At 68.2% G+C, this 19,595-nt stretch carries 18 protein-coding genes; 5 read left to right on the top strand and 13 right to left on the bottom strand.

Going from position 1 to position 19,595, the window contains the following annotated elements; all coding sequences use genetic code 11:
• Window positions 1-90: 90 nt before the first annotated feature.
• The 4 genes from DIE15_RS21630 to DIE15_RS21645 all read right to left on the bottom strand — a co-directional run bounded on the left by DIE15_RS21630 (window position 91) and on the right by DIE15_RS21645 (window position 4,750).
• Window positions 91-1,710 carry an FMN-binding glutamate synthase family protein gene (locus DIE15_RS21630; protein ID WP_124834299.1) on the bottom strand — a complete coding sequence of 540 codons (1,620 nt, stop codon included), beginning with the start codon at window positions 1,708-1,710 and terminating at the stop codon, window positions 91-93.
• A 119-nt stretch (window positions 1,711-1,829) separates the two neighbouring features.
• Window positions 1,830-2,984 (bottom strand): tRNA 2-thiouridine(34) synthase MnmA, encoded by a 1,155-nt coding sequence (gene mnmA / locus DIE15_RS21635; protein ID WP_124834300.1) that lies wholly within the window; start codon window positions 2,982-2,984, stop codon window positions 1,830-1,832.
• Complete coding sequence (locus DIE15_RS21640; protein ID WP_057926749.1) at window positions 2,981-3,490, bottom strand: NUDIX hydrolase; 510 nt, start codon at window positions 3,488-3,490, stop codon at window positions 2,981-2,983. The genes mnmA and DIE15_RS21640 overlap by 4 nt, the downstream gene beginning before the upstream one ends.
• Before the next feature lie 339 nt (window positions 3,491-3,829).
• Entirely contained in the window at window positions 3,830-4,750 is a 921-nt protein-coding gene (locus DIE15_RS21645; protein WP_124834301.1) for a LysR family transcriptional regulator, read from the bottom strand.
• Window positions 4,751-4,830: 80 nt separating this feature from the next.
• On the opposite strand from DIE15_RS21645, the gene DIE15_RS21650 reads away from it, so the two are divergent.
• A complete protein-coding gene (locus DIE15_RS21650; RefSeq protein ID WP_124834302.1) occupies window positions 4,831-5,754 on the top strand; it encodes a carbon-nitrogen hydrolase family protein in 924 nt (307 codons plus the stop codon).
• Window positions 5,755-5,822: 68 nt separating this feature from the next.
• On the opposite strand, the gene DIE15_RS21655 is transcribed toward DIE15_RS21650, so the two are convergent.
• The 8 genes from DIE15_RS21655 to DIE15_RS21690 all read right to left on the bottom strand — a co-directional run bounded on the left by DIE15_RS21655 (window position 5,823) and on the right by DIE15_RS21690 (window position 14,990).
• Entirely contained in the window at window positions 5,823-6,509 is a 687-nt protein-coding gene (locus DIE15_RS21655; RefSeq protein ID WP_124834303.1) for a YafY family protein, read from the bottom strand.
• A gap of 73 nt (window positions 6,510-6,582) precedes the next feature.
• Window positions 6,583-6,999 (bottom strand): VOC family protein, encoded by a 417-nt coding sequence (locus DIE15_RS21660; protein ID WP_124834304.1) that lies wholly within the window; start codon window positions 6,997-6,999, stop codon window positions 6,583-6,585.
• A 297-nt stretch (window positions 7,000-7,296) separates the two neighbouring features.
• Entirely contained in the window at window positions 7,297-8,595 is a 1,299-nt protein-coding gene (locus DIE15_RS21665; RefSeq protein ID WP_124834305.1) for a class I SAM-dependent RNA methyltransferase, read from the bottom strand.
• Between the two features lie 154 nt (window positions 8,596-8,749).
• A complete protein-coding gene (locus DIE15_RS21670; protein WP_124834306.1) occupies window positions 8,750-10,873 on the bottom strand; it encodes a site-specific recombinase in 2,124 nt (707 codons plus the stop codon).
• A 494-nt stretch (window positions 10,874-11,367) separates the two neighbouring features.
• A complete protein-coding gene (locus tag DIE15_RS21675; protein ID WP_057926742.1) occupies window positions 11,368-12,090 on the bottom strand; it encodes a membrane integrity-associated transporter subunit PqiC in 723 nt (240 codons plus the stop codon).
• Window positions 12,087-13,706 carry an intermembrane transport protein PqiB gene (locus DIE15_RS21680; protein WP_057926741.1) on the bottom strand — a complete coding sequence of 540 codons (1,620 nt, stop codon included), beginning with the start codon at window positions 13,704-13,706 and terminating at the stop codon, window positions 12,087-12,089. Before DIE15_RS21680 ends, DIE15_RS21675 begins: the two co-directional genes overlap by 4 nt.
• Window positions 13,699-14,328 carry a paraquat-inducible protein A gene (locus DIE15_RS21685; protein WP_057926740.1) on the bottom strand — a complete coding sequence of 210 codons (630 nt, stop codon included), beginning with the start codon at window positions 14,326-14,328 and terminating at the stop codon, window positions 13,699-13,701. The genes DIE15_RS21680 and DIE15_RS21685 overlap by 8 nt, the downstream gene beginning before the upstream one ends.
• Entirely contained in the window at window positions 14,325-14,990 is a 666-nt protein-coding gene (locus tag DIE15_RS21690; RefSeq protein WP_057926739.1) for a paraquat-inducible protein A, read from the bottom strand. The genes DIE15_RS21685 and DIE15_RS21690 overlap by 4 nt, the downstream gene beginning before the upstream one ends.
• Before the next feature lie 258 nt (window positions 14,991-15,248).
• Between DIE15_RS21690 and DIE15_RS21695 the strand changes: the two genes are divergently transcribed.
• The 4 genes from DIE15_RS21695 (at window position 15,249) to DIE15_RS21715 (ending at window position 18,476) form a co-directional block, all read left to right on the top strand.
• Window positions 15,249-15,809 (top strand): cytochrome b, encoded by a 561-nt coding sequence (locus DIE15_RS21695; protein ID WP_057926738.1) that lies wholly within the window; start codon window positions 15,249-15,251, stop codon window positions 15,807-15,809.
• Window positions 15,810-15,817: 8 nt separating this feature from the next.
• Window positions 15,818-16,378, top strand: coding sequence for a YceI family protein (locus DIE15_RS21700; protein ID WP_124834307.1), 561 nt, complete (start codon window positions 15,818-15,820; stop codon window positions 16,376-16,378).
• A gap of 65 nt (window positions 16,379-16,443) precedes the next feature.
• The gene (locus tag DIE15_RS21705) at window positions 16,444-17,025 is read left to right on the top strand and encodes a YceI family protein (protein WP_057926869.1); all 582 of its coding nucleotides are present in this window, start codon (window positions 16,444-16,446) and stop codon (window positions 17,023-17,025) included.
• Between the two features lie 173 nt (window positions 17,026-17,198).
• Window positions 17,199-18,476 (top strand): MFS transporter, encoded by a 1,278-nt coding sequence (locus tag DIE15_RS21715; RefSeq protein ID WP_057926737.1) that lies wholly within the window; start codon window positions 17,199-17,201, stop codon window positions 18,474-18,476.
• A 155-nt stretch (window positions 18,477-18,631) separates the two neighbouring features.
• Here DIE15_RS21715 and secF read toward each other — a convergent pair whose 3' ends face one another.
• Entirely contained in the window at window positions 18,632-19,582 is a 951-nt protein-coding gene (secF, locus tag DIE15_RS21720) for a protein translocase subunit SecF (RefSeq protein WP_124834308.1), read from the bottom strand.
• Window positions 19,583-19,595 lie beyond the last annotated feature (13 nt).

A 19,595-nucleotide genomic window follows, 5' to 3' on the forward strand; every position in this document is an offset into this window, starting at 1 on the left:
GCCACCGGCTGCGGATCGAGCAGGCAAGAGAAAAGCGCCCCGCGGGGCGCTTTTTTTGGGCGGATCGCCCGTGTGACGGGCGATCGCGCGTCATTCGATCGACGTGTAGACGGTCTCGCCGAGCACGAACGAATCGCTGCGAGCGATCGGCCACCACTTGTCGTACAGCGTATAGCCGCAGGTCCGGCCGTCGAGCAGCGCGCCGGGCTTCAGGTACTTCAGCAGCTGCGACATCAGCCGCACTTCGTGCGGCGCGACGCGCTGCACGATGTGATGCGCGCGCAGCTCGGACGGATGGCCGAGGCCGGCCGCCTGCACGAGTTCCTGAAGCGCGTGCAGCGTATTGCGATGGAAGTTGTACACGCGCTCGGCCTTGTCGGGCACGACGAGGGCGCGCTGGCGCACCGGGTCCTGGGTGGCGACCCCGGTCGGGCAGCGGTCGGTATGGCAATGCTGCGCCTGGATGCAGCCGACCGCGAACATGAAGCCGCGCGCCGAGTTCACCCAGTCGGCGCCGATCGCGAGCGTGCGCGCGATGTCGAACGCGGTGATGATCTTGCCGCTCGCGCCGATCTTCACGCGCTCGCGCACGCCGATCCCGACGAGCGTGTTGTGCACCAGCAGCAGCCCTTCCTGCAGCGGCACGCCGACATGGTCGGTGAATTCGAGCGGCGCCGCGCCGGTGCCGCCTTCCGCACCGTCGACGACGATGAAGTCGGGCACGATGCCCGTCTCGATCATCGCCTTCGCGATCCCGAAGAATTCCCACGGATGGCCGATGCACAGCTTGAAGCCGGTCGGCTTGCCGCCCGACAGCGTGCGCAGCCGCTCGACGAATTCGAGCAGCCCGCGCGGCGTCGAGAATTCCGAGTGGGTCGCGGGCGAGATGCAGTCCTTGCCCATCGGCACGCCGCGCGTCTCGGCGATCTCGGGCGTGATCTTCGCGGCCGGCAGCACGCCGCCGTGGCCGGGCTTCGCGCCTTGCGACAGCTTGATCTCGATCATCTTGACCTGCGGATCGGCGGCCTGCTTCGCGAACTTGTCGGGGTTGAACGTGCCGTCGTCGTTGCGGCAGCCGAAGTAGCCGGACGCGATTTCCCAGATGATGTCGCCGCCGTTCTCGCGGTGGTATTTCGACAGCGAGCCTTCGCCCGTGTCGTGCGCGAATCCGCCTTTCTTCGCGCCGAGGTTCAGCGAGCGGATCGCGTTCGCGGACAGCGAGCCGAAGCTCATCGCCGAGATGTTGAAGATCGAGATGTCGTACGGCTGCGCGCGGTTCACGCCGACCCGGATGCGGAAGTCGTGGTTCGGCAACTTCGTCGGCGCGAGCGAGTGGCTGATCCATTCGTGCGCGACGGCCTTCACGTTCAGTTCGGTGCCGTACGGGCGGTTGTCGGCGACGTTTTTCGCGCGCTGGTAGACGAGGCTGCGCTGCGCGCGCGAAAACGGCTTCTCGTCGGTGTCGTCCTCGACGAAATACTGGCGGATCTCGGGGCGGATGAACTCGAACAGGAAGCGGAAATGGCCCCAGAGCGGGTAATTGCGCAGGATCGCGTGGCGGTCCTGGTTCAGGTCGTACAGGCCGAGTGCGACGAGGGCGACGGGGAGGATGATCCACAGCCAGGAAAGCACGTGGATCGACGCGAGTGCGGCCGCCGCGACGAGCAGCAGGACGGCACACCACATCGCGAGGTAGCGTCGTGAAAGCATGGGGGCTCCGTAAGCATCTTGAAATGCCGCCATGCGTACGCTGCGAAGGCGGCGCACCGGCCGCGGCGGAATCGTGTTCCGCCGGGCGCGGCGTGCCGCAAGTCTAAACCGAATGGATGTCAGCGTGCTCCGGCGAGCGTGCCCGGGTGGGTTGCCGCCGCGGCCGGCGCCGTCTGGCCGGGCTGGCCGGTGGCCGCGAATTCGATGATGCCGCCGCCCAGGCAGATTTCGCCGTCGTACAGCACGGCCGACTGGCCGGGCGTGACCGCCCATTGCGCGTCGTCGAACGCGAGCGAGAAGTGTCCTTCGTCGGCCCGACCGAACGAGCATGCCGCATCCGCCTGCCGGTAGCGTGTCTTCGCGCCGCACGAGAAGCCGTCGGCCGGCGGCTCGCCCGCGACCCAGCTCACGTTGCCGGCGACGAGCTCGCGCGACAGCAGCCACGGATGGTCGTGGCCCTGCACGACGTACAGCGTGTTCGACGCGATGTCCTTCGCGGCGACGAACCACGGCTCGCCGCTGCCGTCCTTGCTGCCGCCGAGGCCGATGCCCTTGCGCTGGCCGAACGTGTAGAACGCGAGGCCGATATGTTCGCCGACCACCTTGCCGTCCGGCGTCTTCATCGGGCCGGGTTTCGTCGGAAGATAGCGGTTCAGGAAGTCGCGGAACGGCCGTTCGCCGATGAAGCAGATGCCGGTCGAGTCTTTCTTCTTCGCGTTCGGAAGGCCAATCTGCGCGGCGATCTCGCGCACCTTCGTCTTCGGGATCTCGCCGAGCGGGAACATCGTCTTCGACAGCTGCGCCTGGTTCAGCCGGTGCAGGAAGTACGACTGGTCTTTCGTATGATCGAATGCCTTCAGCAGTTCGAAGCGACCGTCGCGCTCGCGCACGCGCGCGTAGTGGCCGGTCGCGATCATTTCCGCGTCGAGCGACATCGCGTGATCGAGGAACGCCTTGAACTTGATCTCGGCGTTGCACAGCACGTCCGGGTTCGGCGTGCGGCCGGCCGAGTATTCGCGCAGGAATTCGGCGAACACGCGGTCCTTGTATTCGGCCGCGAAGTTCACGGCTTCCACGTCGATGCCGATCAGGTCGGCGACCGACACGACGTCGATCCAGTCCTGGCGCGTCGAGCAATATTCGCCGTCGTCGTCGTCTTCCCAGTTCTTCATGAACAGGCCGACCACGTCGTACCCCTGTTCCTTCAGCAGCCATGCGGTCACCGACGAATCGACGCCGCCCGACATGCCCACTACTACACGGCGCTTGCTCATTTGTTCACCGCCTGACGGTCGAATGCTTCCGGACGTGGCGCGACCGAATGCGTATGCACGAAATCGAGCGGAATGCGCCGCCCGGCGAGATAGTCGTCGACGCAGCGCATCACCGCCGGCGAGCGGTGGCGCTCGCTGCACGCGCGCAGTTCGTCGGCGCTCATCCACAGTGTGCGGACGATGCCGTCGTCGAGCGTGTGGCCCGGCAGCGGCTCGCCGGCCGTGCCGCAGAACGTGAAGCGCAGGTAGGTCGCGCCGGCGCTGCCGGGGCGGTCGTAGTGCGCGAGATACACGCCGACGAGCGCATCGGGGACGAACGGATGCGCGGTTTCCTCGAGCGTCTCGCGGATCACGGCGTCGGCGAGCGTCTCGCCGGCTTCGAGATGGCCGGCCGGCTGGTTGATGCGCAGGCCCGTCGACGTTTCTTCCTCGATCACGAGAAAGCGACCGTCGCGCTCGACGAGCGCCGCGACGGTCACATGTGGGGTCCAGATTTCGGGTTTCATGGTTCGGCATTTTACCGGTTGCGCCCGGACGCTGCCGGTCCCTTCGTTAGACGAATCCGACCCTCGTCATTCGTATGGCGACGACGGAACGCCCCGGTTGCAGCGAGGTGTATCGGCGGCGCGGCCTGCATCGATCGGCTCGCGGGCCGGGCGGAGGGGGCCATAGGCCTACCGGCAACAGCCCGCCGGCCAGCAGCCCGTCGCGACAGTCCATCGGCAGCAGCCCACCGGCAGCAGCTCACCGGCACCAGCTCACCGGCACCAGCTCACCGGCACCAGCTCACCGGCACCAGCTCACCGGCACCAGCTCACCGGCACCAGCAGAGTCGCACCCCATTTTTACGGCGCGACGATCGTCGCGACCCAGGCGGCGATCGTGTCCCGCACGCGCACGATCGCCGGGTCGCGCTGCGTGCTCGTTCGCCAGCCGATTTCCACCGGGTAGCGTGGCAGCTCGACCGGGCACGCGAGCGCGCGCAACGACGTCGACTGCGCGATCGCGCGTGCAGCGTGCGCCGGAATCGTCGCCACGGCGTCGGATCCTGCGAGCAGGTACGGCAGCGCAGCGAAGTGCGTGGTCGAGGCCGAGACGCGCCGCTTGTGGCCGAGCGCGGCCAGCGCCTCGTCGACGATCCCGATCACGCCGCCCGACGACACGAGCAGGTGATCGCGCTGCAGGAAATCGGCGAGCGTGAGCGTGCGCGGAGATCGCGCGCGGCCGGCCGGATCGATCAGGCACGCGTAGCCGCCCGTCGCGACCGCCCGCCGGCTGAGGCCGTTCGCCGAAAACCCGCCCGACGCGATCGCGAGGTCGACGCCGTGCCGCAGCAGCGCGTCGCCGGCGATGCCGCTATGGGTCTGCCGGAAGATCAGCCGGATACCCGCGGCTTCCCGCGCGACCGCGTCGATCAGCGCGCGGCCGAGCGCGATCTCGAAGTCGTCCGACAGCCCGATCGAGATCGTGCGGCCGACCCGCTCGCCGCCGTCGGCCGCAATGGCGAGGCTTTCGCGGCAGCGGTCGAGCGCGTCGGACAGGATCGGCTTCAGCTCGTCCGCGCGCGGCGTCGGCGCGAGGCCGCGGCCGGTGCGCACGAACAGCGGATCGGCGTAGATCACGCGCAGCCGCGCGAGCGCCGCGCTGACCGCCGACTGCGTGAGGTCGAGCCGCAGCGCCGCGCGGCTCGCGCCGCCTTCCTCGTACAGCGCCTCGAACACCTTCAGCAGGTTCAGGTCGAGCCCGGCGATATCATCCGCATTCATGTCAGTTATCGTTGTATCGATTTGATCGATGAAATGATATCGACAAAGATGGCGTTACCCCATTCACCGGAGACGCCTTCATGTCCACCTCAGTCATCGCCGCGCTGCAGATCGGCGCGTCGCCCGCCGGCACGCGCGCCACGCTCGACACGATCCTCGGCTACGAAACCGCGATCCGCGACAGCGGCGCGTCGCTTGTCGTGCTGCCCGAGGCCGTGCTCGGCGGCTATCCGAAAGGCGAGATCTTCGGCACGCGGCTCGGCTACCGGCTGCCCGAGGGCCGCGACGCCTATGCGCGCTACGCCGCGCAGGCGATCGACGTGCCGGGGCCGGAAACCGACGAACTGACCGCGCTGTCGCAGCGCACGGGCGCGAGCCTCGTGGTCGGCGTGATCGAGCGCGGCGGCAGCACGCTGTATTGCACGGCGCTGTTCTTCGATCCGCGCGACGGACTCGTCGCGAAGCACCGCAAGCTGATGCCGACCGGCACCGAGCGGCTGATCTGGGGGCAGGGCGACGGCTCGACGCTGCCGGTGGTCGACACGGCCGCGGGCCGCGCGGGCGCCGCGATCTGCTGGGAGAACCACATGCCGCTCCTGCGCTGCGCGATGTATGCGAAAGGCGTGCAGATCTGGTGCGCGCCGACCGTCGACGAGCGCGACCTGTGGCAAAGCTCGATGCGGCACATCGCGCACGAGGGGCGCTGCTTCGTCGTGAGTGCGTGCCAGGTGCAGCCGTCGCCGCGCTCGCTCGGCATCGACGTGCCGGGTTGGGATCCCGAGCGGCCGCTGATCCGCGGCGGCAGCGTGATCGTCGGGCCGCTCGGCGACCTGCTGACGGAGCCGTTGATCGGCGAGGCCGGGCTCGTGACCGCGCGCATCGATACCGACGAACTCGTGCGTGCGCGTTACGACTTCGACGTTGTGGGGCACTATGCGCGCGCCGACGTGTTTTCGTTGCACGTCGACGAGCGGCCGAAGCGGCCAGTGGTGTTCGAGGGCTGACGGGTGTTGCCGGGGCGCACGCCCCGGTGCAGGGGGCAGGCTTGCGGCTTGCTGTCGCCGCGTGCGCTTCAGCGCATCGGCGCGTCCGCGATCCGCATATAGTCGGCGATCCGCCGGCCTTCCATGTCCGGAAACTGCTCGTGCACGGTGATGTCGCCCATCCGCGCGATGTCGAAGGTGCGGAAGTCGCCGCGCAGTTCGCACCACGCGCCGATCGTCCAGCGTCCGCCCCAGTAGACGAGCCCGAGCGGCCACACGCGGCGCTGCGTGTGCGCGCCGAGCCGGTCGCGGTAGTCGAAGCTGACGACGTGGTGCGTGTCGACCGCCTGGTGGATCGCATCGACCTTCGCGCAGAACGTCTCGTCGATGTGGAACGACGGCGCGAACACCGGCAGGCGATCGAGCGCGGTGCGCTTGTCGGCCGGCATCGCCGACGCGATCTTCGCGAGCGCCGAGCGCGCACCGCCCGCGAAGCGCGCGCCGCCCCAGGTCTCGAGCATCCGCGCGCCGACCGCGAGCGCCGCGAGTTCCTCGGCCGTGAACGTGAGCGGCGGCAGGCTCGCGTTGCGGTTCAGCCGGTAGCCGATACCGGCTTCGCCTTCGATCGGTACCCCTGACAGTTGCAGGTCTCGCACGTCGCGATAGACCGTGCGCGGCGACACCGACAGCCAGTCGGCGAGCTGCTGTGCGGTCGTGAGACGACGCCCGCGCAGCAGCTCGGCGATCTGGAACAGGCGGTCGGCACGGCGCGTCATGGCTGCACCTCGACTCCAACGGCGACGGGGACTTCGCGATGATAGCGCCGCGCCGGCCGGATCGTGGATGCGCTCAGTGGCATTTCGGTGCGTGCAGGCCGACGCGGTTGCCTTCGGTGTCGATCAGGTAGCCTATGTAGCCGTAGTTGTTCGGCAGCTCGATGACCGAGCCCTGCACGACGCCGCCCGCGCGTTTCGCGCGTTCGAGCGCCGCGACGACCGACTCGCCGGCGTTCAGGTACACGAGCACGCCGTTCGCGCTCGGCTTCATCTGCTGCGGATCGAACACGATGCTGCCGCCCGTGCTCGACGCTTCGTGATCGAACACGGCCATCGGCACGCCGCCGATGACTTCGCGCTGCAGCGTCGTTTGCAGCACGGTTTCGTAGAAACGGATCGCCCGGTCGAAATCGAGGGACGGGATGTCGAACCATGCGATCGCGCGTTCCAGCGTTGCGGTTTCGGTTGCAGTTGCAGTTGCGGACGTCATGACGAGCTCCTTGTTTTGTTCGGGTTCTTGAGGGAAACCAGCCTTGCATTGCGCCGGGATTGCAGTGTGATCGGGGGCTGCTGACAGCGTGCTGTCAGTAGTCATGGCGGTGCTGACAAAACGCCGCTTCGTCGGCACAGGCGCCGTGCGAAACCTCGGCGGCGCGCGGGTGGCGGGGCGCCACGCGGGGGGCTGCCCGCATGGGGGCGGCAGAAAGAAAAAATGCCCGGCGGATCGGCCGGGCATCGTCTGGGTGTCAGCGGGCGGCCGCAGCGGCCGGCGCGGGGTGTGGGCGCGTCAGGCGTCGCCTTCCGGCGCGGCCGGGCGTGCCTTCACGCTGCCGGCGATCAGGTCGAAGCGGAACAGCCGGCATTCGAGCGCGCCGTTGAACAGCGGCGTTTTCGCCGATTCGCGCAGCCGCAGCTGGCCCGGCAGCGACCGGTCCGACGTCAGCAGGAACGCCTGCCAGCCTGTGAAGCGCTGCTTGAGCGCATCGCCGAGCGCGTTGAAGAACTCGCTGTCGGGCGCATCGGTGTGCGTGCGGCGGAATGCGTCGTCGTTGCCGCGGTTGCGGCCCGTCTCGCGCACCTCGCCGCGCGCGCTGCGGCCGCGCACCTCGATCCGCTCGCCGTACGGCGGGTTCGCGAGGATGATGCCCGGGCCGTCGCACGGCGGCGTCATCCCGCGCGCGTCGACCTGCTTGAGCCATACCGACGGCACGCCCGCGCGCTCGAGGTTCGCGCGCGCCTTCTCGAGCATGTCGCCCGAGATGTCGCTGCCGTACACGCCGAGCGCATCGCGCTTGCCGCGCGCCGCGCGCTTCACGTCGAGCGCCGCGACCTTCAGGCCCTGCCATGCGGTGATGTCGTACTGCTTGAGCTTTTCGAAGCCGAAGCGGCGCTCGACGCCCGGCGCGACGCCGAGCGCGATCTGCGCGGCTTCCGCGAGGAACGTGCCGCTGCCGCACATCGGGTCGTACAGCGGCGTGCCGGGCGTCCAGCCCGTCAGGCGCAGGATGCCGGCCGCGAGGTTCTCGCGCAGCGGCGCGGCGCCCTTGTCGAGGCGCCAGCCGCGCTTGAACAGCGGCTCGCCCGATGTATCGAGGTACAGCGTGCACTCGTTGGCCGTCAGGAACGCGAACACGCGCACGTCCGGCGCGCCGGTGTCGATGCTCGGCCGCGAGCCGGTCTTCTCGCGCATCCGGTCGCAGATCGCGTCCTTCACGCGCAGCGTCGCGAATTCGAGGCTCTTCAGCGGCGACTTGATCGCGGTGATGTCGACGCGCAGCGTCTGCGTCGACGCGAACCAGCGTTCCCACGGCTGCTCGAGCGCGAGCGCGTAGACGTCCTGTTCGTTGCGGTACGGGCGGTGTGCGATCTTCAGCAGGATCCGGCTCGCAATCCGCGAATGGAGGTTCGCGGCCATGCCGGCGGCCCAGCCGCCACGGAAATGAACGCCGCCCGGCACCTGCGCGCCCGCGGTGAACGGCGCGCCGTCCAGATGGCGGCCGGCGATTTCGGCCAGCTCGGCGGCAAGCGCCGCTTCGAGGCCGCGCGGGCAGGGAGCGAAGAATTCGTACAGGGTGGGCGAGGACATAAGGCGGGTGAGGACGTGCAAAAGTCCACTATTGTACGCGGCGCGGGCGGCTGGAGCGGGCGTTGCGTCCGATTTGGGGCGCCGGCGCGGGCGCACCGGCCGTGACGGCGGGCCGCTCGGCCCGCGCGGCGGCGCCCGCGCCGGCGTCGAACGGTCAGTGCGAGTCCGGCTGGCCGGCCCGCGCGGCCGGGACGGCGGCCGGCCAGAACAGCGCGGACGGCTTCGACAGGACCGTGCGCGCGATCGCGCCGACCAGCGCGCGCACCTTGGTGCGGCGCAGGCTGCGCGAGCGCACGGCCATCGTGAACGCGAGCGCGAAGCTCACGAGCACGTTGAGGATCGCCATGCTCAGCACGCCGGCGCAGGCCCACCACAGCTCGGGCGTACTCAACGCATCCTTGCCGAGCACGCCGAGCGCGATCCCGATCGAGCCGGCCGACAGCGTCACGTGCCGCACCTCGAACGGGAACAGGAACACGGTGACGATCGCCGGGATCAGGCCGAGCATCAGGCCGAGGCCGACGTTGGCGACCACGCCTGCGACGTTCGACCGGCAGAAGTGCGCGAGCTTCGCGGCGCCCGACGCGCCGAGCGTGAGCCGCAGCCGGCGGTTGTAGGTGAGCGCGTCGCCGACCCGGTGCAGCACGAACCAGTTGTCGGCCCAGCCCGCGAGCAGGCTCGACGCCCACAGCAGCACGCCCGTGAGCGCTGCGTAGAGCGGCGTCGGGCCCAGCAGCGAGAACGAATGCAGTGTCGCGTGCGCCTTGTCCGGCGAGATCAGGTTCGCGTGCAGCAGGTTGCCCGCGAACAGCTGCACGAGCAGGCACACGGGCAGCACGACGAGCACGTTGCCGGAGATCGCCGCGGCTTGCGTGCGGATCAGCGCGATCACCGACGCGACGAACGCCTTCACGCCTTCCTCGTGACCGGTGTCGTCGAGCTCGCGTGCGAGCGTCGGCGCGGTCATCGCGGGCTGCTTGGTCGCGAGCGTGAAGTGCAGGAAGTGCATCAGCATGAAGCTGGCCGCGTAGTTGACGCCCGCGAGCAGCCCTTCGAGCATCGACTGCAGGTGCGCGCCCGTGATCGCGAACTTCACGCACACGGTCGCGACGGTCACGAGGCCGCCGCCCGCGGCCATCCGCAGCATCTTCAGGTACTCGGCGCGACCGCGCGAGATGTAGTGCTCGCCGGTGTCGGCATTGGTCTCGACGAGCTTGCGCGCGAACAGCGAGAAGTTGCTGCGCACGAGGTGCGTGACGCTCTGGCTGTTTTGGTTCGCGTCGACGAGCTCGGCCGTCAGGCGCGCCATCCCGCGCAGGTCGTCGCGTGCCATCCATGCGTTGAGCAGCATTTCCGCGCGCAGGATGCGCATGCGCATCCGTTCGACCTGGAACACGATGTCGACCGACACGCCATTGCGGTACAGGTGCGCGAACACGTCGTCGACCGCGATCCGGCATTCGTCGAGCAGCACGCGCAGGTAGTTCACCTCGTGCAGCAGCTTGCTCGCGTCGCCGCCGTCCTCGGCGGCCGCGTGCGCGGTTTCGACCGCGAGCATTGCGCGCGTCAGGCGATAGAACGGCTGCGTTTCGAGCGGCTTGCGCGCGTCGTCGTCGGACAGCCGGCTGCGTACCGTCTGCGACAGGCCGGTCGAACTGATCTGGCAGGTCAGGTTGTGCAGCGCGGCCAGCAGGTCGCGCGAGAACGAGCCGGGCTCGTGGCGCTCTTCGTCGGTGACGTCGAACGAGATCAGCTCGGCGAGGCGCGCGAGCAGGTCGTCGGGCAGCGCATCGATCCATTGCGCGTCTTCCGGCGTCGGGAACATCAGCGTGAACAGCGCCGCGAGCTCGCGGCGGTTCGGCGCGGGCGGAATCAGCGACGCGTCGATCCGCTCGAACAGCGCGCCGAAGAAGCCGGAATGCACCGGCATCCCAGCATCGCACAGCAGCGAGATGCCGTCGCATTCGCGCAGGATCCCGCGCAGGATGCGCGCCGCATGCGATTTCCACGCGGGATTGCGATCGAGCACGTGGAACAGGTAGCGCAGCCGCGCGTGGGCCGGGTACGCGCGCGTGTCGGCATCGCGCTCGGCCGGCGCATCCTGCGCGGCCTGCATCGCGCCGTTGCGGCGCAGCCAGTGCGCGAGCTCGATCAGCCATTCGCTGCGCTCGGCGTACGACACGTCCGCGTCGGCATGCGCGAGCAGCGCATCGAGCTGGTGGCCCGCATTGCGCGACGCGCGCCACTTCTTGATCAGGGTCGTCAGGGAACGAAACATAAACGGAATAGCGAAAGCCCTGGACGGGCGGGTTCGGGATGCCGGCCGGGAACACGGCGCGGCGCCGGGGAGAACGGTGAGGCTGGTCGCGTAGCCGGACGACGCGTGGCGATCCGCGATGCGGCTGCCCCGATGCGCCGCGCGCGGATGCGCGCGAGCCCCGGGAGGCGTGGCGATCGGATCGGACGCGGGCGGATCGCCGCTGGCTCGCGCGCACGACGGGCGGCGCAAGCCGGGAAGTGCGTAGGATCGTCAATCGGGCGCGAAAACGCAAGCCGACCGCGGTGTGTGGCGCCGGTTCCGGCGGATTTTGACAAACAATGCAAAGCCGCCGTTCGGCCGATGGATGCCGTGCGGCGTCGGCCGAACGGCGATGGCGGCGAATTGGCGTGCGCGGCGCCGCGCGCACGCGGTTCGCCGCCGATGACGGCTATCGGGCGGCGCATGCCGCATGCGGTCGCATGCGCGAATGCACCGGGCCGCGCGCCGTGCGCTTACGCGCCGGACTTGCCGGTCGCGCCTGCGTCGTCGCCGGGCGTCGGATTGGCCGGGCAGGGCACGGCAGGCGCGGCGGACGTTGCCTTGCCGGACGCGGTCGAGGCCGCCGTCGCACCGCCCCGCGCGGCCATTGCGCGCACGCCGGACGCAGCCTGCGCTGCAATCACGTCCAGTGCGCGCCGGTGTCCGGCAACGAGCGCGTCGTAGCCGTCGGCGACCGGTTCCGCGACGCTCGTGCGGCACGTCATCACCGCCTGCGTGCCGAGCGCGCGCACGCTCCACACCGCATCGATCGCCGCACGCTTGCCGGGCCACGACTCGAAGCGCTGCACGTTCACGCTGATCCGATAGACGGGCACGCCGGCCGGATACGCGGAATTCGCGACGTCGATCGTGCCGAGCTGCGCGGCGAGATCGTCGGACAGCGCGCGGCGAATCTCGTCGGCGGGCGGCGCGGCCCAGCGCTCCTGCTCGAGCACGTCGACCTGCGCGGCGTTCTTCTGCACGACGAGCTGGTTCTTCGCGACCTGCTCGGGCACGCCGACGGACGGCACCTCGATCAGGAACGCCGGATTGGCGGGCGCGGTGCGCACGGGCGCCGCGGCGTCGGCCGGGCTCAGCGTATAGAACCGCGCGGGCGGCGAGCTGCACGCGGCGAGCGCGAGTGCGGCGAAGGCCGCCGCCGCGCCGCTCGCGAAACCGTTCACGCGTGTCGTCATTGTTGGTCTCCTGGCTTGCCCTTGAGCAGCGATTCGGGATGGCGCTCCAGATAGTCGGCGAGCGCGTTCAGCGATTGCAGCGTGCGCGTGAGCTCCTTCAGCGCGCCGCGCACGTCGGACTGCAGCGGCGAATCCTGCTGCAGCGTCGCCTCGGCGGTCGAGAAGGTCTGCTTCGCGGCCGACAGCGTGTCGCGCGCTTCCGGCGCGACCTGCGTGTCGAGCTGCTTGAACAGCTTGTCGGCGTTCGACAGCGCGCTGTTCAGGTTCGCGCCGATCTGGTCGAACGGCACCTTGTCGAGCTTCTTCGCGATGTCGGCGACCTGCAGCTGCAGCTCGTCGAGCGTGTTCGGCACGGTCGGCAGCTCGAGCGGCTGGCGCGCCGCGTCGATCGTCACGGCCGGCGCCTTCGGGAAGAAGTCGAGCGCGACGTACAGCTGGCTCGTCAGCAGGTTGCCGGTGCGCAGCTGGCCGCGCAGCCCGTGCTTGACGAGGCGCTCGACGATCTCGCGGCGGGCCGGTTCGCCCTTGCTCTCGATCGTTTCGCGGAAACGCCGGCCGAGCCGCTCCGGATAGATGTTCATCGTCACCGGCATCAGGAAGTTCTTGGTCTTCGGATCGAAGTCGATGCCGATGTTCGTCACTTCGCCGAGCACGATGCCGCGGAAATCGACCGGCGCGCCGACGGCAAGCCCGCGCAGCGACTGGTTGAAGTTCATCACGACCTGCAGCGGCTGGCCGTCCGGGTCGCGCATCGCGTCGGCCTCGTCGGAGCCGAGGCGGAAGGTCGTGTTGTTCGGAGCGGTTGCGCCGCTGTCCTGGTTCGGCGGCGTCTGGAACGCGATGCCGCCGAGGATCACCGTCGCGAGCGACTGCGTGTTCAGTTTCAGGCCGCTCGAATCGAGCCGCAGGTCGACGCCGCTCGCCTGCCACCAGCGCGAGTTCACGCCGACGTACTGGTCGTACGGCGCGTTGACGAACACGTTGAACGTGACGCCCGTGCCGTCCTTGTCGAGCGAGAAGCCGACCACCTGGCCGACCTGCACGCGGCGGTAGTAGATGGGCGAACCGATGTCGACTGAGCCGAGCGAATCGCCGCGCAGCACATACTGGGTGCCCTTCTGGTCGCCGGTCACGGCCGGCGGCGTCTCGAGGCCCGTGAAGTCGCTCTGCGTGTCCTGCCCGTGGCCGGCGTCGACGCCGATGTACGCGCCCGACAGCAGCGTGCCGAGCCCCGACACGCCGGTCGTGCCGACGCGCGGACGCACGATCCAGAAGCGCGAGCCCTTGACCGCGAAGTCCTCGGCTTCCTTCTTCAGCTGCACCTGGACGAGCACGCGCGACAGGTCCTTCGACAGCTTGATCGTCTTGACCATGCCGATCTCGACGTCCTTGTACTTGACCTGCGTCTTGCCCGGCTCGAGCCCTTCCGCGCTGTGGAAGCTGATCGAGATTTCCGGGCCGCGCTCGCGCACGGACTTGATCACGAGGCCGATGCCGATCAGCGCGGCGATCAGCGGCACGAGCCAGACGAGCGACGGCAGCCAGCCGCCTTTCGTCGAGATCGCCGGATCGGGTGGCCGGGACGCGTCGTGCTGCGGGCCTTGCGGACTATTCATGGTGTTTCCCTGAGGTTTCGACTGGATCCCAGATCAGGCGGGGATCGAACTGCATCGACGCGAGCATCGTCAGGATCACGACCGAGCCGAACGCGAGCGCGCCGGGGCCGGCCGTGATCACGGCGAGCGAACGGAAATGGACGAGCGCGACGGTCAGCGTCACGACGAAGATGTCGAGCATCGACCAGCGGCCGATCCGCTCGACGATCCGGAACAGGCGCGTGCGCTGCAGCGGCCGCCACGCGGCGCGCCGCTGCGCGCTGGTCACGAGGATCGTCAGCACGCCGAGCTTGAGCATCGGCACGAGGACGCTGGCGACGAACACGACGACGGCGAGCGGCCAGTCGCCCGATGTCCAGAAATAGATGACGCCGCTCATGATCGTGTCTTCCTGCGAGCCGACGATCGACGACGTGTGCAGGATCGGCAGCAGGTTCGCCGGGATATAGAGGATCGCGGCCGCGATCAGCAGCGCCCAGGTGCGCATGATGCTGTTCGGCGTACGGAAATGGAGCGCGCTGCCGCAGCGCGCGCAATGCGCGTGCGGATGATCGATCGTCTGCACGAGCCCGCACGCGTGGCAGCTGGCGTAGCCCTCGCGGGCGGCGGTCGGTGTCGTCATCGGCGGGGACCTTGCGGCAGCGGCGTGGCGTCGTCGGGCCGCGCGGGCGAGCGGCCGGCGCGCAGGTCGTCGGCGATGTCCCACAGCGTGCGCGGATCGAACATCAGCACGACGGCGGTCATCAGCGTGAGCGCGCCGAACGCGAACAGCGCGGCGTCGGGAACGACCCTTGCGAGACTCACCATCTTCACGATCGTCACGAGGATGCCGAGCATGAACACCTCGATCATGCCCCACGGCCGCACGAGCTGGATCATGCGCAGCACGAGGTTGAGGCCAGGCGGCACGACACCGCGGCGGATCGGCAGCAGCACGTAAAGCAGCGCGGCCATCTCGACGAGCGGGAACAGCACGGTCGAGCAGAACACCATCACGCCGACGACCGCCATGTCCTGGTGCCACAGCGCATCGATCGCGCCGATCAGCGTCGTCTGCACGCGGGTGCCGTTCAGGTCCATTTCGAGAATCGGGAACGTCTGCGCGATGACGAACGTGACCAGCGCCGCGACCGCGAGCGCGGTGATTCGCTCGATCTGCGTGGTGCTGTTGCGATAGAGCAGCGCGTCGCAACGCGGACAGCGCGCGATTTCGCGGCCGCTGAGGCGCGGTTTATGCAACAGTGCGTCGCATTCGTGGCAGGCAATCAGGTCGTATCGTTGCATGGAGAAGGTGGTTGCGTGACGGCAGATGCGTGCGTCGACGGGGCCGGAACCCGCGCCAATCTTACCAAAACGGCCTTTTCGCGGTGTCAACGCCCGTGTTTATTGTGACCGTTCGGTAACCTGACGCGAACGTGGCAGCCGGCTGGCGAGCCTGTCCTCAGAGTCCGCGCGTGACAAAAGGTTGCGGTAGCATGGCGCCCTTGACAAGCGTCGGACGAATTTACCGGCGCAGCCGTTCGCTCAACTGAGGAATCCAAGATGGCATCGAATTCGCTGCCGGCCAGGCCGGCACGTTACACGCAGACCGCGATCGCGCTGCACTGGCTGATCGCGCTGCTGATCATCTGCGGCTTCGCGCTCGGCTGGGTGATGACCGACATCCCCGGTTTCACGCCGACCAAGCTGAAGTACTTCTCGTGGCACAAGTGGATCGGCGTGACGGCATTCGCGCTGGCCGTCGTGCGCGTGCTGTGGCGTGCGACTCACGCGGCGCCCGCGCTGCCGGGCGATACGCCGGCGTGGCAGCGTGCGGCGTCGCACGGCGTGCACATCCTGCTGTACGTGCTGATGCTCGTGATTCCGATGACCGGCTACCTGTACAGCTCGGCGTCGAACATCCCGGTCGTGTACCTCGGCATCGTGCCGCTGCCGCGCCTGATCGATCCCGATCCGGTGCTGAAGGAAACCTTCAAGACGCTTCACGTGTCCTTGAATTACATTTTGCTTGCGCTCGTCTCGCTGCACGTGCTCGCGGCGCTCAAGCACCAGATGTTGGACCGCGACGGCTTGCTGTCGCGGATGCTTCCCTTTGCCAAATGAAGGATCCCATGAAAGTGTCTTTCTCCCGCTCCATGCTGACCGCGTTCGCCGCGGTGTCACTTGTCGCGTCGGCCGCGGCGCACGCCGACGTCGACCTCGCGAAGAGCAAGGTGTCGGCCGTCTCGAAGCAGATGAACGTGCCGACCGAAGGCGCATTCAAGAAGTTTTCCGCGCAGGTGAAGTTCGATCCGGCGAAGGCCGCGCAGGGCAGCGCGCAAATGACGATCGACATCGCGAGCTTCGATCTCGGCGACAAGATGTACAACGACCAGGTCGCGGGCAAGGACTGGTTCGACGCGAAGGCGTATCCGCAGGCGACCTTCGCGTCGTCGGCGATCGCGCCGGCCGGCGGCAACAAATACAACGTGACCGGCAAGCTGACGATCAAGGGCAAGTCCGAGACCATCACGGTGCCCGTCACGGTCACGCAGAACGGCGCGACGCAGACCTTCGACGGCGTGCTGCCGATCAAGCGTTCGGCGTTCAACGTCGGCACCGGCGAGTGGAAGGACACGTCGATCGTCGCCGACGACGTGCAGATCAAGTTCCATCTCGTCGCCACGAAGTGAGCGGCGGGCTGTCGCATCACCCGAATGCCGCGCGAGGGCGCGGCGCTGTTCCAAGGAGAATGAGTTTGAAAAAGCATCTGATCATCGCCGCGGGCGCGCTGGCCGCGTCGCTGTCGTTCTCGGCGTTCGCCGACAGTGCGACGTACCAGTTCGACCCGAGCCACACGTACCCGAGCTTCGAGGCCGACCACTTCGGCGGCCTGTCGGTCTGGCGCGGCAAGTTCGACAAGTCGAGCGGCACCGTGACGCTCGACCGCGCGGCGAAGACGGGTACGGTCGACGTGACGACCGACATCGCATCGATCCACACGGGCAGCGCGAAGCTCGACGAGCACCTGCAGACGGCCGAATTCTTCGACGCAACCAAGTTCCCGCAAGCAAACTACAAGGGCACGATCAAGTTCGACGGCGACAAGCCGGTGTCGGTGGTCGGCAGCCTGACGCTGCACGGCGTCACCAAGCCGCTGACGCTGAAGATCGATTCGCTCAAGTGCATGCCGCACCCGATGCTCAAGCGTGAAGTGTGTGGCGTCGATGCGGTCGGCGAATTCAGCCGCGACGATTTCGGCCTCGACTATGGCAAGCAGTACGGCTTCAAGATGAAGACGAAGCTGCTGATCACGGCCGAAGCCGTCAAGCAGCAGTAACGCGCCCGACCGGGCCGGCTCGCGTCACGCCGCCGGCCCGCCGCGTGCCAGCCGCCGCGCTCCCGTTTCCGGGGGCGCGGCGGTTTTTTTTTGCGCGCCTATAATCGTCGGCACAGCTCGCGGCGCGAGATCGGACGCGTCGGACAGAACGTACAACGACAAGGAGATCGCCGATGCACGCCGTCACGCAGTCCAGCTCCATTGCTTCGTCGCCGCGCGTGTGGCGCGCGGTGGTCGCCGCGTCGATCGGCAACGCGCTCGAATGGTTCGATCTCGTCGTCTACGGCTTCTTCGCGGTGACGATCTCGAAGCTGTTCTTTCCGGCAGGCAACGACACCGTGTCGCTGCTGCTCACGCTCGGCACGTTCGGCGTGTCGTTCTTCATGCGCCCGCTCGGCGCGATCGTGCTCGGCGCGTACGCCGACCGCGCGGGCCGCAAGGCCGCACTCACGCTGTCGATCCTGCTGATGATGGCCGGTACGCTCGTCATCGCGGTGCTGCCGACCTACCAGACGATCGGCGTCGCCGCGCCGCTGATCCTCGTCGCCGCGCGGCTGATGCAGGGCTTCTCGGCGGGCGGCGAGTTCGGCAGCGCGACCGCGTTCCTCGCCGAACACGTGCCGGGCCGGCGCGGCTTCTTCGCGAGCTGGCAGGTCGCGAGCCAGGGTCTCACGACGCTGCTCGCCGCGGGCTTCGGCACCGTGCTGAACGCACAGCTTACGGCCGACCAGATGGCCGCGTGGGGCTGGCGCATTCCGTTCTTCTTCGGGCTGCTGCTCGGGCCCGTCGCTTACTACATCCGCTCGAAGGTCGACGAGACGCCCGAGTTCCTCGCGGCCGAAAGCACCGCGAGCCCGTTGCGCGACACGTTCGCGACGCACAAGGCGCGGCTCGTCGCCGCGATGGGCGTGGTGGTGCTCGGCACCGTGGCGACCTATCTCGTGCTGTTCATGCCGACCTACGGCGTGAAGCAGCTCGGCCTCGCGCCGTCGGCCGCGTTCGCGGCGATCCTCGTCGTCGGCGTGATCCAGATGGCGTTCGCGCCGCTCGTCGGCCACTGGTCGGATCGTTACGGCCGCGTGCGGGTGATGTTCGCGCCGGCGGTCGGCATTCTCGTGCTGATCTATCCGGCGTTCGCGTATCTGGTCGCGCATCCGGGCTTCGGCACGCTGATCGCGCTGCAGGTGCTGCTCGCGTTCCTGATGACCGGCTATTTCGCGGCGCTGCCGGGCCTGCTGTCCGAAGTGTTTCCGGTGCAGACGCGCACGACCGGGATGTCGCTCGCCTATAACGTCGCGGTGACGATCTTCGGCGGCTTCGGGCCGTTCATCATCGCGTGGCTGATCCGCGCGACCGGGATGAAGACCGCGCCGAGTTTCTACCTGATGTTCGCGGCCGTGCTGAGCCTCGCGGCGCTGGTCGTGCTGCGGCGGCGGTTCGGGTTCCGGTGATCGCGTGCGTAGGCATCCGTCGCGCGGGAGAGATCGACTTCGCAGTATCGCGGCAGCACGCCGTCGCGCCGTGGGAGGAGGGCGCGGCGCGCACATGAAAAAAGGCCGGTCCATGAGGGACCGGCCTTGCGGTATCAGCCGAAACGGCGCGGCGCTTAAACCTGCGCGCCCGCGTTCGGATCGTCCGGGTCGTGCGCGGTCTTCTTGTCCTTGATCAGGTCTTCGCGCTTGATGCCGAGCCACATCGCGAGCGAGCCCGCGACGAACACCGACGAGTAGATGCCGAACATGATGCCGACCGTCAGCGCGAGCGCGAAGTAGTGCAGCGTCGGACCGCCGAAGAAGAACATCGACAGCACCATCATTTCCGTCGACGTGTGCGTGATGATCGTCCGCGACATCGTGGTCGTGATCGCGTGGTTGATCACCTCCGGCACGCTCATCCTGCGTTCGCGGCGGAACGTTTCGCGGATCCGGTCGAAGATGACGACCGACTCGTTGACCGAGTAGCCGAGCACCGCGAGGATCGCCGCGAGCACCGCCAGCGAGAACTCCCACTGGAAGAACGCGAAGAAGCCGAGAATGATCACGACGTCGTGCAGGTTCGCGATGATGCCGGCGACCGCGTACTTCCATTCGAAGCGGATCGACAGGTAGATCACGATGCCGATCACCACGCACGCGAGTGCGAGCAGGCCGTCGGTCGCGAGTTCGCGGCCAACCTGCGGGCCGACGAACTCGACGCGCTGCAGCGAGACGTCGGGGCTCTGCGCCTTCAGCGCGGTCATCACCTGGTCGCTCTGTTGCGCGGACGTGAGGCCTTCCTTCAGCTGCAGGCGGATCAGCACGTTGCGCGACGTGCCGAAGTTCTGCACCTGCGCATCGGCGTAGCCAAGCTTGCCGAGCGTGTCGCGCACGGGTTCGAGCTGCGCGGCCTGCTGGTACTGGACCTCGATCACCGTCCCGCCGGTGAATTCGACGGACAGGTGCAGCCCGCGGTGGAACAGGAAGAACACGGCGGCGAGGAACGTGACCAGCGAGATCACGTTGAACACCAGCGCGTGCCGCATGAACGGAATGTCTTTACGGATGCGGAAAAATTCCATGGCTTCGTCTCCG

This window comes from Burkholderia sp. Bp9031 (genome assembly GCF_003857965.1).
GTDB lineage: Bacteria > Pseudomonadota > Gammaproteobacteria > Burkholderiales > Burkholderiaceae > Burkholderia > Burkholderia ambifaria_A.